The organism is Pseudomonas sp. NFX71, assembly GCF_048079215.1.
GTDB classification, from domain to species: Bacteria; Pseudomonadota; Gammaproteobacteria; order Pseudomonadales; family Pseudomonadaceae; genus Aquipseudomonas; species Aquipseudomonas fluorescens_B.
In genome coordinates, this window is record NZ_CP182230.1 from 4,775,264 (window position 1) to 4,789,780 (window position 14,517).

The following is a 14,517-nucleotide window of genomic DNA, read 5'->3' on the forward strand; positions in this document are numbered from 1 at the left end:
CTTGCGATTGGCCTACGGCGACTTCTGAAGGGTGAGCTTAGAGAGGGCGGTTGTGATGGAGTACCCCACCAAGGCGCAACGCTACTTTGCGCCAGGCGCAACGACGGCAGAATTAACAACAGTTAACTCGCGCAGTCCCAGTCGATGTCCAAAGATAGATCCTCAAGGAGCGTACCGATGACATTGAAGGAGGTTCATGGACAAGCTGCTCGCGCTGAAAATGTTCGTCCAGTCGGTCGACTCCAAGGGCTTTTCGTCTGCCGCCAGACAACTCAATCTGGCCACCTCTTCAGTGACCCGAATGATCGACAGGCTTGAGGATGACCTCGGTGCCGTGCTGCTTAATCGTACTACCCGGCAAGTCACGTTGACTGATGTCGGTGGTGCTTACTACCTGAAAACCCGGGATATCCTGAACGCCATGGCGGACGCTGACGAGTCGGTGTCGGATCGGGGAGAAGTCCCGGCAGGCGAGTTGCGTATTTCAGTGCCCGTGGCGTTTGGACACCGCCTCATCGCCCCCCATATCTGCGCGCTTTTAGAGCGTTTCCCTATGCTCATCCTGGACATGACACTGTCCGACGACATCGTCGATTTGCTCGCCGAACGCATCGATCTATCGATCCGGTTGGGGTCGCCAGCGGCAATGGAAGCGGTGGTCAGTCGCCGCATCGGCAGCTTTCGACGCCGGGTCGTTGCCAGCGCGGAGTACCTGAATGCGCGAGGATTTCCCGACCAGCCCATGGGCCTTATGCAACACGACTGCATGTGCTTCAGCTATGGCACGTCGCAAGAGGTCTGGACGTTTGCCGATAAGGGGCAAGAGACCCGTGTCCCCGTCGATGGGCAATTCAAGAGCAACAATGCCGAGATCTTGCGTGAAGTCGTGCTGGCCGGCAGCGGGGTGGCGCTGTTGCCGGATTGGCTGGTCGACGATGACATTGACAGCGGTCGCCTGACCGCCTTGTTTGACGCATTTGTCGTCAATCCGAACAGTTCGAGTTCGGCGATCTCCGCTCTGTACCTGCCCAATCATCGCGGATCGAAACGTATCAATACGTTCATTGATTTCCTGACCGAATTACTCGGTTCAGACAGCCTTCCCGTGGGGTGATCTCCCCACCTTTGCGTTTTGCGAAACGCTGCGTTGTGCAGCCGATGGATTCTCTGACGGGGTCCGGGCACCTACCTTGGGGGTGTGAAAACATTCAACCATGGAGACCCTCATGAGTGTGCACCCATCCACTATTCACGTGACTTACGACTTCATCTGCCCTTGGTGCTGGATCGGCGAAGAGCATCTGGAACGCGCACTGGCCGCTTCGAATTTTTCAACGGATCGCCAGGTTGTTTTCCTGCCTTATCAGTTGAACCCGGACATGCCTGTTCAGGGCATGGATCGTAAAACCTATCGCTCTGGCAAATTCGGTAGCTGGGCGCGTAGCCAGGCCATGGATGCTCAGGTTACCCACGCCGGCAGGGCTGTCGGTCTTGAATTCGATTATGAGCAAATCGAAAAAACCCCCAATACCCTGGCGGGCCATCGCCTGGTATGGCGAGAACAACAGGCGGGCCGAGACGCTTCTTTGCTGGTCAAGGCCATTTTCAAGGCGTACTTCGGCGAAGGGCGGGACATCGGCGACCTCAATGTGCTCGCGGACATCGCTGCCGAAGCAGGGCTGGACCGCGAAGCAGTTGTCGACTTTCTCAACACCGATGAAGGCACTGCTGAAGTGTTGAAACTTGAAGCCATGACCAGGGCATCCGGTGTGCGCTCGGTTCCGAGTATTCAGATCGCAGGCGACACGATCAGTGGCGCTCAGCCCATCGAAGTAATGATCCAGATACTGAGACGAAACCAGGCGGCTTGAGCCGTTTTTTTCAATCCATAGCCATTCAGGAATTCATCATGACCCATCACTTGTTCAGCCCCATCAAACTCGGCCAACTCTCCCTCGATCACCGCGTCGCCATGGCGCCGCTGACGCGCTCCCGGGCGGGCCAGCCTGGCAACGTACCGACCTCGATGAACGTCGAGTACTACCGTCAGCGGGCCAGCGCGGCGTTGATCATTACCGAGGCTACCCAGATTTCGCAGCAGGGCCAGGGGTACGCCTGGACGCCCGGCATTCATAGCGCCGAGCAGATTCAGGGCTGGAAAGCGGTCAGCGAAGCCGTGCATGCAGAAGGCGGTCGCATTTTCCTGCAGCTCTGGCATGTGGGGAGGGTGTCGCACCCGGTGTTTCAACCCAACGGCGGCTTGCCTGTGGCACCGACCGCGCAGCCGGTGCCGGGCAAGACGTTCATCCTGAATGAAAAGGGCGAGGGGGTTTGGGGTGATGTACCTATTCCCCAGGAACTTGATATTCCGGGCATCGAAGCGATCGTTGCCGATTACCGCAAGGCGGCTCGCAATGCGCTTCTGGCCGGTATGGATGGTGTGGAAATCCATGCAGGTAACGGCTACTTGCTCGATCAATTCATCAACAGCGCCAGCAATCAGCGCAGTGATCGCTACGGTGGAAGCATCGAAAACCGTGCGCGGCTTTTGCTTGAAGTGGTGGAGGCCGTGACCGAAGAAGTCGGTGCCGAACGCGTCGCCGTTCGCCTGACACCGATGGGGCGCTTCATGGGGATGGACGATGACACCCCGGAACAGACCTTCGGCTACATTGCCTCCCGACTCAACCACTGGAATCTCGCCTACCTGCACTTGGTAGAACCGATGATGGTCGGCACCGTGCTCGACGAAAGTAACGATCCACGCTGGGACGCCATCATCAAACAGCTACGCACTGACTTCCACGGCGTACTGATGCTGGCGGGTGGTTACACCGGCGAAACGGCCGAACAGGCCATCGCACAGGGGCGTGCCGACCTGATCGCTTTTGGTCGCCCGTTCATTGCCAACCCCGACTTGCCGGCGCGCCTGCGTGGCCGTAACGAACTCAACCTGGCGGACGGCAGCAGTTTTTTTGGCGGCGACGCCAAGGGCTACATCGACTATCCGGTGTTGGCATAACGCAACGTGGGAATCACCAGGCTACGAGGAGAAAGGTAATGAAGAGTGCAGACGTTCCGAAGGCCCTGGTCATTGGTGGTTCCCTGGGAGGGCTGTTCGCCGCCACGGCGTTGCGTGCGATTGGCTGGCACGTCGATATTTTCGAGCGTTCCCCCGCGGCGATGGACAGCCGTGGCGGAGGCATTGTCCTGCAAGCGGATGTCTTGCAGCATTTTCGCTATTCGGACATCAAACATACCCATGCGCTCGGGGTCCGGTCCCATGATCGCCTGTATCTGGATCGGGCCGGCACCGTCGTGCACAAGGAGTCGATGCCGCAAACCCAGACGTCCTGGAACACGCTGTACAACGCATTGTTCTCTGCGTTCCCTGCCGAGCACTATCACCGGGGTAAAACGCTGGTTGATCTGGTTCAAAACGAGCAACGCGTGACCGCGATGTTTGAAGATGGCAGCAGTGCCGAGGGCGACGTGTTGATCGGCGCCGATGGGGCAGGGTCGACCGTGCGAAGTCTGGTGTTGCCGGAGGCTGGGTATTCCTATTCAGGCTATGTGGTCTGGCGTGGATTAGTCGATGAAGACGGACTTCCAGACTTCGCCAAGGCACAAATCTACGAGGACTTTGTGTTTCAGCAGGACCCCGAATCGTTGATGCTGGAATACATGGTGCCGGGCCTGAACGGCTCGGTTGATCCCGGCGAGCGACGGTTCAACTGGCTCTGGTATTTGAAGGCTGCGCAGGGCGCAGAATTAGACGCTGTGCTCACCGATAACAAGGGCCATCGGCGTAGCCACTCCATTCCTCCGGGCGCCTTGGCAACGGAGCAGGAGGCTTACATCAGGAAAATGGGTGAGCAGCAGGCGAATCCGGCGTTTCGTGAACTGATTCGCCAGACCAAGGATATTTTCGTGCAGGCGATCCTTGATCTCAACGTCCCTCGAATGGTGTTTGGCCGCGTGCTGTTGACGGGTGACGCTGCTTTTGTGCCGCGCCCTCACACGGCCGGAAGCACGGCCAAGGCGGCCCGCAATGCACTGGCCCTGGCTCAAGCGATCGACGACATAGGCGACATCGACAGAGCCCTTCTGGCCTGGCAGCAACTGCAACTGGCAGAAGGCAAACGCATGGGAGACTGGGGTGTGAGCATGGGCAACCGGATCATGGGCATCAGCTGACCCGGATTGGGCATTGAGCATTTCGCTGCAGTGAGTCCCGGGGTTGAGCACAGCCATGCAAGACACCCCGGGCCGGGTCATGCATAGTCATCACTATTACTTTTCGATCGTGGACTTCGCTTATGGACAAGTTGCTGGCGCTGAAAATGTTTGTCGAAACGGTCCGCTGTGGGGGTTACTCGGCAGCCGCGCGCAAGCTCGGCATCTCCACTTCGTCAGTGACGCGGCAGGTCGCGGGGCTGGAAAGTGAGTTGGGCGCCAGCCTGCTCAACCGCACCACGCGCAACACGAGTGTCACGGTGGCGGGGCAGAGCTATTTCGACAAGGCAGTGGCGATCCTCGAAGCCATCGATGAAGCCGACGCCGTCGTTGCCGACCGTGGCAGCGAAGCCCAAGGGCGTTTACGGGCCAGCGTTCCAGTGGAATTCGGCCGGCGTATCATCGCTCCCCATTTGAGCCGGCTGCTCGATCGCCATCCGGGCCTGGAGATCAGCCTCTCGCTGAGTGACGAGGTCAGTGACCTGCTCAGCGAGCAGATCGATGTGTCGGTGCGTCTCGGTTCATCGGTCGTCAGTGATGACATCGTCAGCAAGAAGGTGGGTGATTTCCAGCGTTGGGTGGTGGCGAGTCCCGACTACCTGATGCGCACCGGACTGCCCCATCACCCTCGTGATTTGCTGGAGCATCAATGCTTGCGGTTTGATTACCGCATGGGTCACCACAATTGGACATTCCAGGGCGATGAAGAAATCATCCGCTTGAATGTGCAGGGAAGACTGCAAAGCAACAATGCCGACATCCTGCGGGAGGCCGCCTTGGCGGGTGGCGGGGTGACGCTGTTGGCCGATTGGCTGGTGCGTGACGATGTTGGCGCCGGTCGGCTGACTCGCGTGCTGGAGCAGTATGAAGTCAACCCAGGGAGTGCGAGCACCTGCATCAACGCGCTGTATCTGCCCAACCATCGCGGCTCCAGTCGCATCAATGTGTTCATTGAATTTCTGCAGGAAATACTCGCCCCCTGAGCACGTTGTCATTGGCGTCAAATCAGCGATTTATGGGGCGGTAAACGTGACCAATGTCTTGGGCTCCAGATACGCGCTCATCCCCCACCGGCCCATTTCCCGCCCAAGGCCTGAATGCTTGAAACCACCGAAGGGGGCACGCGGTTCGTGGGCCAGGGTGTTGATGAGCACACGTCCCGAATCGATCTGAAGGGCGATATTCACACAGCGTTCGTGGCTCTTTCCCAGCACCAGGGCGCTCAGCCCATAGTCCGTATCGTTAGCAATGCTGATCGCATCGGCATCATCCTCGTAGGGGATGATCGTCAGCACGGGGCCGAAGATTTCCTCACGAGCGATGCGCATCCGGTTGTTGGCATCAGTGAAGATCGTCGGCTTCACGAACCATCCGGCGTGCAAGCCTTCCGGGCGACCTTCGCCACCCGCCAGCAACCGCGCGCCTTCTTCCTGGCCGCTACGGATGTAGCGCTGCACCCGTTCCCATTGTTTCTGGCTCACCATTGGGCCAATGTCGGTGTCGGCGTTGCGTGGATCACCCGACTGGATCTTTGAGACGCACGCCTTCGCAACCCTCTCGAACTCTGCCAACCGTCGGCGCGGCACAAGGATGCGAGTGCCCGCGATGCAAGCCTGGCCGCTGTTGAGAAATCCGGCTTGCAGCACCATTGGCATGACCGCCTGGAAATCCGCATCGTCAAGCACCACGGTGGGCGACTTGCCGCCGAGTTCGAGCGTCACGCGCTTCATGGTGTCGGCACCGGCTCTTACCAGATGTTGACCGACAGCGGACGAACCCGTGAACGAGAGCTTGGCGACGTCGGGATGCCGGGCGATTTCCTCGCCAACCACATCGCCCCGCCCGTTGACGATATTGAATACACCCGGTGGCAGCCCCGCTTCGTGTAACGCCCTGATCACGACCTGTGTCTGTAACGCACTCATCTCGCTGGGCTTGATGACGGTGGTGCAGCCTGCCGCCAGCGCGGTGGCCAGCTTGTTGCAGATGAAGCCGGCATTGCTGTTCCAGGGCGTGATCAGACCCGTAACGCCCACGGGCGTCAGAATGACCTTGGCCATGCCGACCTGTTCTTCGAAATCGAACGCCTTCAGCGCATCGATCGCTTGCGCAATCACATCCATCGGGTAAGTCGCCATCCAGCGCCCGCGAACCGCAGGTGCGCCGTATTCCACGAGGATGGCTTCCAGCAGTTCTTCCTCTCTTGTCGCCATGGCCCGGTGCATGCGTTCCAGTGCCGCAATGCGCTCCTCCCGACGGGTGCGAGACCAGGCCGGAAATGCGGCCTTGGCGGCTGCGATGGCACGTTGTGCGTCCAGTGCATCGCCCAGCCGAACCTGACCGATGACTTGCTCGGTGCTCGGGTTATGGAGGTCGAACCATTCCTGACCGTGCGGTATGACGAACTCGCCGTTGATGTAGATGTGTTCAATGCGCTGCATGGCGATTCCTCGTTCAAATGAGCCTTTGTGCAGCGAAGTCTATGAGGGACTTATTGTTCCGATAAGCTATCCTTTGGCTTATGTAGCATCCGCATTTTCAGGACAATCCATGCACAGAACAGGAATGACCGAGCTGGAAGTGGTTCTGGCCGTTGCGCGCCGCAGCAGTTTTCGAGGCGCGGCACAGGAATTGGGCATGTCCACCACCGCCGTGAGCAGCGCAGTGGCCGGCCTGGAAGCGCGCCTGAAAGTGCGCCTGTTCAATCGCTCCACGCGCAGCGTTGCCCTCACCGACATCGGGCGACGCTATGTGGAGCGCATTGCCCCTGCATTGGCGCAGATCAAAAGTGCCGGCGAAGAGGCCAGCGTCGGCCCCGACGAACCCAGCGGCACACTGCGCATCAATGCACCGTATGGCGCGGCCTACCTGCTGCTGGATCCGCTGCTCAAGCAGTACGCTCAGCGCTATCCCGAGGTGCGCATCGACATCGTCAGTGAGTCAAGCATGGTCGACATCGTCGCCGGGGGCTTCGACGCCGGGATTCGCCTGGCAGAGTCCGTACCGCAAGACATGATTGCTGTGGCGCTGTCAGGTGACATGCGGATGCTCGTGGTGGCTGCGCCCGAGTATCTTGAACACCATGGCGTGCCCGAGCATCCGCGAGATCTACTCACCCACCACAGCATCGGCATGCGCATGGCCCACGGAGGTCTCTACCATTGGGAGCTGGAGCGCGACGGCCAGAAGTTGCAGATGGAGCTGCCGGTGCGCCTTGTGTTCAATGAGTTGCTGGCCATCAAACAGGCCGTGTTGTCGGGCCTTGGCATCGGTTTCATTTCCGAGGGGTTCATCCGGGAAGAACTTGCAAGCGGGGCCCTGGTGCCGGTGCTGATGCCGTGGTGCCCGTCGTTTGGCGGGTTGAGGCTCTACTACTCGGGCCATCGCTTCGTGCCGGCGCGATTGCGCGCACTGATTGATCTGGTGCACGAGTTGCGGCCCAATCCGGTTTGATTCGGGCGACGAGTGCACACTCGAATCCTGAGGATCGCTTCGCGCCAGGTGCTCTTGGCACGAGCCGTATGCGGTAGTTGCTCACGTCTGGATCTGTGCGGTGGGGGTAGATAACGGCCATCCCTACCGCGCGCAAACTCGTGTATGGCGGTCAGTGATCGGATCGAAGACGTCAAAGAGCGCGTCCCCTTTGTTTACCCGTGCCCCCAATGGTTTCAGGAGCGAGACAACCTCTGCGTCGGGGCCTATCAATGCGAAGCCCTGGCCTGCGTCGGTTTTGATAAAGCTTTCATCGATATTGACGATGTCGGCAAGGGTGGCATCCAGGCGTCCGGACGCCAGGTCCTGGAACGCTTCACCTTGGGAGCCTTGGCGCACGACTTCAATACCCGCTGCGGCAAATTTGTCACTGGCATAGCGATCGTAGGTAAAAGCGCGCTGAACGCCTACCCGCTTGCTTTTGAGGTCAACCAGTGGATTGTTAATGACGGTGCCGGCCTTCATCGCCAGTTTGCCGGGGGTGTGATAGTACTTTTTGCTGAAATCGACTGATTTAAGCTGGTCGGGCGTGATCGACATGGAGGAGAGGATCGCGTCGATCTTTTGTTTCAACCTGGTCCTTCCCTTGTCTCAAGGAAGTGATGACTTTATCGATGCTGTTCTCTGCGTGTGAATGGGAATAAGTGTTAATTGCGAATGGTTTTGTATAGCATGCGCGGGAGTTTTTGGCGGTTTCACTCCCTGTATTGGCCTATTCGTAAAGGTTTCTCTCTCCATGCGTCGAACCCTGCTTTCCATTTGTGTGCTGCAAGCGTTGTCGTCTTCCTCATGGGCTGAACAAACGGATGTAGCTCCCTCAACGCTTGAGCTGGACGCAACCGATGTTATCGGTACCGCGAATTACGAAAGGGCGGACGGCCCGGTACAGGGTTATCGGGCGACGCGCTCGGCCAGCGCCACGCGTACCGACACGTCGATCCATGAAACCCCGCAATCGATCAGTGTGGTCTCGAAGGATGCAGTCGAGGATCTGGGCGCCACCCGTTTGCAGGACGCGCTGGACTACGCTGGGGGCGTGGGGCGGGCGAACAATTTCGGTGGGCAGGGCCTGACCACGTTTACAGTTCGTGGCTTCACCACCGGCGAGTTTTACCGCAACGGTTTTCCGATCAACCGCGGCTACCCGAACATGCCGGATGCCAACACCATCGAGCGACTCGAAGTGCTGCGCGGCCCGGCCACCATGCTCTACGGTCGGGGTGATCCTGGCGGCACCTTCAATGTGGTTTCCAAACAGCCGTTGCCCGAGCGCACCGTCACCCTGGGCAGTCAACTCAACGATCAGGGCATGAAGCGCGGCACGCTGGACGCTTCCGGCCCGCTCGACGAAGAGGGGCGCCTGGCCTATCGACTGAACGTAGTGGGCGAGGGCGGCGACACTTTCCGAGATCACGTCGAAAACGAGCGCTACGGTATCACTCCTGTGCTGACGTGGCAGGCAACCGACGCGACCAAGCTCATTTTCGAAGGTGATTTCATGCGTAACAACGCGCCTCTGGATCGAGGCGTTACCCGCTACGCCAAACAGATTGGCACCGCCTCCCGCGACAGCTTTTTCGGCGAAAAAGACGCTGGCAAACTGCACAACGACAACAACATGGCGCAACTGCGTTTCGAACACATGCTCAACGACGACTGGACGCTGGGGGGCGGTTTCCAGTGGCTCGATGGTTCACTCAAGGGCAACGCGGTCGAGGCCAACGGCATTGCCGCTGACGGCCGCACGTTAGGGCGCAACTTCAACTATCGCAAGCTGGAGTGGACCGACAAGGACACCCAACTCAATCTGACCGGCCATTTCGATACCGCTGGTTTGCAGCACACGTTGCTCACCGGTATCGAGTATGAGGATTACGACTACAAGTCGATCATTCAACGCTCCAGCGGAGCTATCGGTGCGTACCTGATCGACATCTTCGATCCGGTGTATGGCCAGCCACGTCCGGCACTCACCCGCACGCCGACTCACGACAAGGAAAACCTCAAGACGTATGCCGCGTTCGTGCAGGATCAGGTGGCATTGACCGACAAATTGAAGGTGCTGGCCGGGGCGCGTTTCGAACGCTTCGAACATGACTACGAAACCTACGTGCCCGGCGGCAAGAGTTGGCAGGCCAGTGACAACGCGGTGACCCCGCGCATCGGCGTGACCTACGACCTGACCGAGACATTGGCGGTCTATGCCGACACTGCGCGCTCTTTCAAACCCAACACTGGCGCAAGCCGCGAGGGCGGCGGGTTTGCGCCGGAGAAGGGCAAGTCTTACGAAATGGGTATCAAGTGGGAAGCGCTGGATCAGCAGTTGAGTGTCGATGCGGCGATCTATCAGATCGAGAAACGCAACGTTTTGACCACCGACCCTGTTGATTCGACCTTCAGCGTTGCGGCCGGCGAGGTGCGCAGCCGTGGTTTCGACGTCAACGTTGCCGGCAACCTCACGCCCGAATGGCGCATGATCGGCGGCTACGCCTATGTCGATGCCGAAGTGACCAAAGATAACGTGCTGCGCTCTGGCACGCGCTTGCTGAACATCCCGAAAAACAGCTTCAGTCTGCTCAATATGTATGAGTTCCAGGACGGCACCCTCAAGGGGCTGGGCTTGGGTACCGGGCTCAAGTACGTCGACGAGCGCGCCGGGCAAACCGCCAACACCGCGTTTTCGATGAGCAGCTACACCGTTGTCGATTTGCTCAGCTTCTACAAGATCAATGACAAGGTGCGGCTCAATCTTGACGTGAAAAACCTGTTTGATCGTGACTATGAAGAAGGCGCATTCGGTAACGTCTATGCCTATCCGGGGGCACCGCGAACAGTACAAGTTGGCATTTCCTACACCTTGTAGCGTGCAGTGCTGGTGCACGCCGAGCCTTCCGCGATAACGCGGGAGGTGAGGCAACGTGCGCCAGCGCTAGAGTTCGTTCCGCCCGCATAGACGACAATTGCAGGTTAAGGCGTTTTAGGCCGTGCGCAAATTTGGAGTTGGATTCAATGGCCGCTTGAGCAAGGTTGCGCAAACTGACGAAAAGATGCGAATGATCCAGAGTGGGAGGAGCAAAATTCCCAAATGCCAGAAACGACAAAGCCCTGAAAAATCAGGGCTTTGTCGTATAAAGATGGCGGAGGCGATGGGATTCGAACTCATGGACCTGTTACAGTCGACGGTTTTCAAGACCGTTGCCTTAAACCACTCGGCCACACCTCCGTTTGCGTTGCGGGCGCCATAATACCTGAATGAAACACACTGTCAAACTCTCTGCATGGCTTGTTACAGAGCGTCTGTTATGATCTTTGCGACTGAACGTTTCAAACCAACAGGAGTGTCGCCATGCGCGAACAGGATTACGCAGTTAATAACAGCGTGCAGGCTGAGCAGCTAGAGGTTAGCCGCGTCCTGCGCAACACTTACGGCTTACTCGCACTCACCCTCGCATTCAGCGGCGTGATGGCGTTTGTCGCCCAGCAGATGCGCGTCGGCTACCCGAATATCTTCGTGGTGCTGATCGGTTTCTACGGCCTTTTCTTCCTTACCAACAAACTCCGTGATTCGGCGTGGGGCCTGGTGTCGGCGTTTGCCCTGACCGGTTTCATGGGTTTCCTGCTAGGCCCGATCCTCAACCGTTACCTGGGTATGCAGGGCGGCGCGGAAGTGGTGAGCTCGGCGTTCGCGATGACGGCGCTGGTGTTCGGCGGTCTGTCGGCTTACGTGCTGATCACTCGCAAGGACATGAGCTTCCTCGGTGGTTTCATCACCGCCGGTTTCTTCGTGTTGCTGGGTGCAACGCTGGCGAGCCTGTTCTTCCAGATCAGCGGGCTGCAACTGGCGATCAGCGCAGGTTTCGTGCTGTTCTCGTCGGTCTGCATTCTGTTCCAGACCAGCGCCATCATTCATGGCGGCGAGCGTAACTACATCATGGCGACCATCAGCCTGTATGTATCGATCTACAACCTGTTCATCAGCTTGTTGCAGATCTTCGGCATCATGAGCCGCGACGATTAATCGCAAGGCGTGAAATAAAAAACCCGCGAAAGCGGGTTTTTTTTGTCTGCGATTTGAGGAGAGGCTTACGCCATCGGCGGCAACCGTCGCTTGACCGGGGTCTTCTTGACGATCGCGGTGTTGGTTTCGGCGTGGGTATTGAGGCGGTCGAGCAGGGTGTCCAGCTGCTCCATTGAGCGTACATGCAGGCGGGCGATGAAGCAGTCGTCGCCGGTCACCTTGTCGCACTCAGTGAATTCGGGGATGGCCTGGATCTGCCGCTCCACCTCCTGCAACTGGCCCGGCAGCGGGCGGATACGCACGATGGCCTGGAGTTGATAGCCAAAGCATTTGGGATCAATCTCGACGGTGTAACCCTTGAGCACGCCGCGTTCTTCGAGGCGGCGCAAACGCTCGGCGACGCTGGGCGAGGACAGGCCGCTGAGGTTCGCCAGGGCCTTGAGCGAACGCCGCGAGTCTTCCATCAACGCCGTGATCAGCACTTGGTCGATATCATCAGTCATGGCGCAACCTCTGTAAGGCAATTAATCGAAACCGCCTTGATAAAAAAGGCAGACACCGAGTTTAGCCTGCTTTTTGCGCTGGAGAAGCCCCCCAGCGGATTGGCATACTTTGGGCTCAAACACAGGAGTCTGATGATGGACAAAACAATTCGTCACGGGTCATTCGAAATGACCGCCGCCATGCTGATTTCCGGGACCATCGGCTGGTTTGTGCTGGTGTCCGGGCAGCCGGTGCTGGACGTGGTGTTCTGGCGTTGTGTGTTTGGCGCCGGCACGTTATTGCTGATCTGCGCGGCATTCGGCTTCCTGCGCCCCGGCATTCTTACCCGCACCACCTTCCTGCTGGCCGTGCTCAGCGGCGTGGCAATTGTCGGTAACTGGGTGCTTTTGTTCGCCTCTTACTCCCGCGCCTCGATTGCCATCGGCACAGCGGTCTATAACGTTCAGCCATTCATGCTGGTCGGATTGGCCGCGCTGTTCCTCAACGAAAAAATCACCCTGCAAAAACTGTTCTGGCTGGGCATTTCGTTTTTGGGGATGCTGGCGATTGTCAGTGCGCATGGTGAACAGGGCGAGGGCGGCAATGATTACCTGATGGGCATCGCGCTGGCGCTGGGCGCTGCTTTCCTTTATGCGATCGCCGCGTTGATCATCAAACGCCTGACCGGCACACCACCGCACCTGATTGCGCTGATTCAGGTCAGCACCGGCGTGTTGTTGCTCGCACCGTTCGCGCACTTTTCCGCGTTGCCCCAAGCACCGAGTGCCTGGGCCAGCCTGGTGACACTCGGCATTGTTCACACCGGCGTGATGTATGTGTTGCTGTACGGCGCAATCCAGAAGTTGCCGACGGCACTGACCGGCGCGTTGTCGTTCATCTACCCGATTGCGGCGATTTTCGTCGACTGGTTTGCCTTTGGCCATCGCCTGGAAACGCTGCAGTGGATCGGTGTCGCCGCCATTTTGCTGGCCGCTGCGGGTATGCAGCAGGGCTGGAGCCTGAAGTTGCGACGCGTGGCCGCATAGTCATCAGTGTCGAGTGAGCACATCCGCGAAAATACGGTTGATGGTATCCATGCTCTCAGCCGTTACGCGGTAACTTTCATAGTAAGCGCGGGCCCCTAGTCTTTCAAAAACTTCGGACTTTCCACTGTTGGCAATGAATATGCCACTGGCTTCCAACCACCCAGGCGTATTCTGAATACTCTCTGGAGTCATGTTCCATTGTATTGAACAATCTTTTTTGAAAATAAGAAAAGCATCAACTCTTTCGCCCTCCAGCTTTCTGAAAAGCGGCGTAGTGCTGATATGTTGACTATCCAGGAGTTCTTGGCAAAGGTGTTGTAATTTTTTGCTGGCGTCTATCCAGTCAGGCTCACTAAGATCAAATGTGCTCCACACGGATGGTAGATACCAGTTCATGATCTTCGCCTCTGAAATGTCACTGCTTAGCGGCGTATGTGCAAATATGGGAAGGATGACGTCATCGGGAATGTACTGAAAATGCGCTGTTGTTCTATCGGAACTGCTCTCCAGCGAGTTCTGTACTATGAAATCACCTGGGCTACCCCTCTGAGCTAAATAACTAACCATCTCGGTGAAATAGTGTGCATTATTTTGTAATTTGCCATCATCCCGTAAATGGGACTCATGTTGGTAAGTGGATGCGTTGTACTGTTGTAGTTGCAGGATAGGCTCTTTATTGAAGAATACTTCGCTGTCGTCCCTTGATTTGCACTGCAACAAGTTGAGTCTGTGTGCGTCCTCATTGTCACGATGAACCCTGAAATCAGGCGTGATTATTTTTTGATTAATGAAGTATGGATTGGTCGGTTCCTGTTCAATAAAAGGCGACCCATTTAACGTAATGGATGACGGCTTCGGCTCTACTGAGTGTGTATAAAAACGGGAAATCGTAATCTGGTCTGAATGCAGTTTGGTCTGGCGTTCCGTCTTTTGAGTGTCATCAATTCCCAAGCTATCCAGCAGCTGCTGTCTGGGCGCTTGAAGTACTTTCTCTGCGAAAGCCAGTGCCGTTGTTTTACCGAGCAGTTCGATCATGTAGGGTGAAAAAAGATCTGTTTCACTGACCTGAGCGGAGGGGTGGGTCATTTTTTCAATTCCGCCGCCAGTCCCGCGCACGTCTGCAATATTAATAAACGAACCTTTGTCTTTGCTGTTAGTCAATTGAGCGGTATTCGGCTCTTTGTCTGCAGTGATGGGGTTGAATGTGCAGACCGAAACTTTAGAGTTGCAGTTTATCATCGG

Annotated in this window: 12 protein-coding genes, 1 tRNA gene and 1 pseudogene; 9 read left to right on the plus strand and 5 right to left on the minus strand. The window is 57.5% G+C overall.

The features are described from left to right. The first annotated feature begins 196 nt into the window (after positions 1 to 196). From ACM1ZW_RS22400 to ACM1ZW_RS22420, 5 genes are all read left to right on the plus strand, one after another. Entirely contained in the window at positions 197 to 1,114 is a 918-nt protein-coding gene (locus ACM1ZW_RS22400; protein ID WP_416739377.1) for a LysR family transcriptional regulator, read from the plus strand. 112 nt (positions 1,115 to 1,226) lie between these two features. Beyond that, complete coding sequence (locus tag ACM1ZW_RS22405) at positions 1,227 to 1,871, plus strand: DsbA family oxidoreductase (protein ID WP_416739378.1); 645 nt, start codon at positions 1,227 to 1,229, stop codon at positions 1,869 to 1,871. A 38-nt stretch (positions 1,872 to 1,909) separates the two neighbouring features. Beyond that, the gene (locus tag ACM1ZW_RS22410; protein ID WP_414879801.1) at positions 1,910 to 3,022 is read left to right on the plus strand and encodes an alkene reductase; all 1,113 of its coding nucleotides are present in this window, start codon (positions 1,910 to 1,912) and stop codon (positions 3,020 to 3,022) included. Positions 3,023 to 3,060: 38 nt separating this feature from the next. Continuing rightward, positions 3,061 to 4,197 carry an FAD binding domain-containing protein gene (locus tag ACM1ZW_RS22415; RefSeq protein ID WP_416739379.1) on the plus strand — a complete coding sequence of 379 codons (1,137 nt, stop codon included), beginning with the start codon at positions 3,061 to 3,063 and terminating at the stop codon, positions 4,195 to 4,197. A 122-nt stretch (positions 4,198 to 4,319) separates the two neighbouring features. Continuing rightward, on the plus strand, positions 4,320 to 5,219 hold the full coding sequence (locus tag ACM1ZW_RS22420) for a LysR family transcriptional regulator (RefSeq protein WP_017339242.1): 900 nt from the start codon (positions 4,320 to 4,322) through the stop codon (positions 5,217 to 5,219). 30 nt (positions 5,220 to 5,249) lie between these two features. Here ACM1ZW_RS22420 and ACM1ZW_RS22425 read toward each other — a convergent pair whose 3' ends face one another. Beyond that, positions 5,250 to 6,677, minus strand: a complete 1,428-nt coding sequence (locus ACM1ZW_RS22425; protein ID WP_416739380.1) for an aldehyde dehydrogenase family protein — start codon at positions 6,675 to 6,677, stop codon at positions 5,250 to 5,252. A 109-nt stretch (positions 6,678 to 6,786) separates the two neighbouring features. On the opposite strand from ACM1ZW_RS22425, the gene ACM1ZW_RS22430 reads away from it, so the two are divergent. Continuing rightward, the gene (locus tag ACM1ZW_RS22430; protein ID WP_416739381.1) at positions 6,787 to 7,689 is read left to right on the plus strand and encodes a LysR family transcriptional regulator; all 903 of its coding nucleotides are present in this window, start codon (positions 6,787 to 6,789) and stop codon (positions 7,687 to 7,689) included. A gap of 180 nt (positions 7,690 to 7,869) precedes the next feature. Here ACM1ZW_RS22430 and ACM1ZW_RS22435 read toward each other — a convergent pair. Further along, positions 7,870 to 8,295: pseudogene (locus tag ACM1ZW_RS22435) on the minus strand (ABC transporter substrate-binding protein); the annotation flags it as partial. Positions 8,296 to 8,464: 169 nt separating this feature from the next. On the opposite strand from ACM1ZW_RS22435, the gene ACM1ZW_RS22440 reads away from it, so the two are divergent. Further along, entirely contained in the window at positions 8,465 to 10,591 is a 2,127-nt protein-coding gene (locus tag ACM1ZW_RS22440; protein WP_416739382.1) for a TonB-dependent siderophore receptor, read from the plus strand. A gap of 272 nt (positions 10,592 to 10,863) precedes the next feature. Here the strand turns inward: ACM1ZW_RS22440 and ACM1ZW_RS22445 are convergent. Then, positions 10,864 to 10,951: transfer RNA gene (locus ACM1ZW_RS22445), tRNA-Ser, on the minus strand. 123 nt (positions 10,952 to 11,074) lie between these two features. Between ACM1ZW_RS22445 and ACM1ZW_RS22450 the strand changes: the two genes are divergently transcribed. After that, positions 11,075 to 11,746, plus strand: a complete 672-nt coding sequence (locus ACM1ZW_RS22450) for a Bax inhibitor-1/YccA family protein (protein WP_017339210.1) — start codon at positions 11,075 to 11,077, stop codon at positions 11,744 to 11,746. Positions 11,747 to 11,811: 65 nt separating this feature from the next. Here ACM1ZW_RS22450 and ACM1ZW_RS22455 read toward each other — a convergent pair whose 3' ends face one another. Further along, on the minus strand, positions 11,812 to 12,249 hold the full coding sequence (locus ACM1ZW_RS22455) for an Lrp/AsnC family transcriptional regulator (protein WP_008028095.1): 438 nt from the start codon (positions 12,247 to 12,249) through the stop codon (positions 11,812 to 11,814). A gap of 135 nt (positions 12,250 to 12,384) precedes the next feature. On the opposite strand from ACM1ZW_RS22455, the gene ACM1ZW_RS22460 reads away from it, so the two are divergent. Further along, positions 12,385 to 13,275 carry a DMT family transporter gene (locus tag ACM1ZW_RS22460; RefSeq protein ID WP_414879795.1) on the plus strand — a complete coding sequence of 297 codons (891 nt, stop codon included), beginning with the start codon at positions 12,385 to 12,387 and terminating at the stop codon, positions 13,273 to 13,275. Positions 13,276 to 13,278: 3 nt separating this feature from the next. Here the strand turns inward: ACM1ZW_RS22460 and ACM1ZW_RS22465 are convergent, their stop codons facing one another. Next, on the minus strand, positions 13,279 to 14,514 hold the full coding sequence (locus tag ACM1ZW_RS22465; RefSeq protein ID WP_416739383.1) for a hypothetical protein: 1,236 nt from the start codon (positions 14,512 to 14,514) through the stop codon (positions 13,279 to 13,281). Between the last annotated feature and the right edge of the window lie 3 nt (positions 14,515 to 14,517).

What these genes read in the sequence shown, in the direction of transcription:
- ACM1ZW_RS22405 (WP_416739378.1), top strand. Translation starts at nt 1,227, where the DNA reads ATGAGTGTGCACCCATCCACTATTCACGTGACTTACGACTTCATCTGC.
- ACM1ZW_RS22415 (WP_416739379.1), top strand. Translation starts at nt 3,061, where the DNA reads ATGAAGAGTGCAGACGTTCCGAAGGCCCTGGTCATTGGTGGTTCCCTG.
- ACM1ZW_RS22410 (WP_414879801.1), top strand. Translation starts at nt 1,910, where the DNA reads ATGACCCATCACTTGTTCAGCCCCATCAAACTCGGCCAACTCTCCCTC.
- ACM1ZW_RS22440 (WP_416739382.1), top strand. Translation starts at nt 8,465, where the DNA reads ATGCGTCGAACCCTGCTTTCCATTTGTGTGCTGCAAGCGTTGTCGTCT.
- ACM1ZW_RS22425 (WP_416739380.1), bottom strand. Translation starts at nt 6,677, where the DNA reads ATGCAGCGCATTGAACACATCTACATCAACGGCGAGTTCGTCATACCG.
- ACM1ZW_RS22450 (WP_017339210.1), top strand. Translation starts at nt 11,075, where the DNA reads ATGCGCGAACAGGATTACGCAGTTAATAACAGCGTGCAGGCTGAGCAG.
- ACM1ZW_RS22430 (WP_416739381.1), top strand. Translation starts at nt 6,787, where the DNA reads ATGCACAGAACAGGAATGACCGAGCTGGAAGTGGTTCTGGCCGTTGCG.
- ACM1ZW_RS22460 (WP_414879795.1), top strand. Translation starts at nt 12,385, where the DNA reads ATGGACAAAACAATTCGTCACGGGTCATTCGAAATGACCGCCGCCATG.
- ACM1ZW_RS22420 (WP_017339242.1), top strand. Translation starts at nt 4,320, where the DNA reads ATGGACAAGTTGCTGGCGCTGAAAATGTTTGTCGAAACGGTCCGCTGT.
- ACM1ZW_RS22465 (WP_416739383.1), bottom strand. Translation starts at nt 14,514, where the DNA reads ATGATAAACTGCAACTCTAAAGTTTCGGTCTGCACATTCAACCCCATC.
- ACM1ZW_RS22400 (WP_416739377.1), top strand. Translation starts at nt 197, where the DNA reads ATGGACAAGCTGCTCGCGCTGAAAATGTTCGTCCAGTCGGTCGACTCC.
- ACM1ZW_RS22455 (WP_008028095.1), bottom strand. Translation starts at nt 12,249, where the DNA reads ATGACTGATGATATCGACCAAGTGCTGATCACGGCGTTGATGGAAGAC.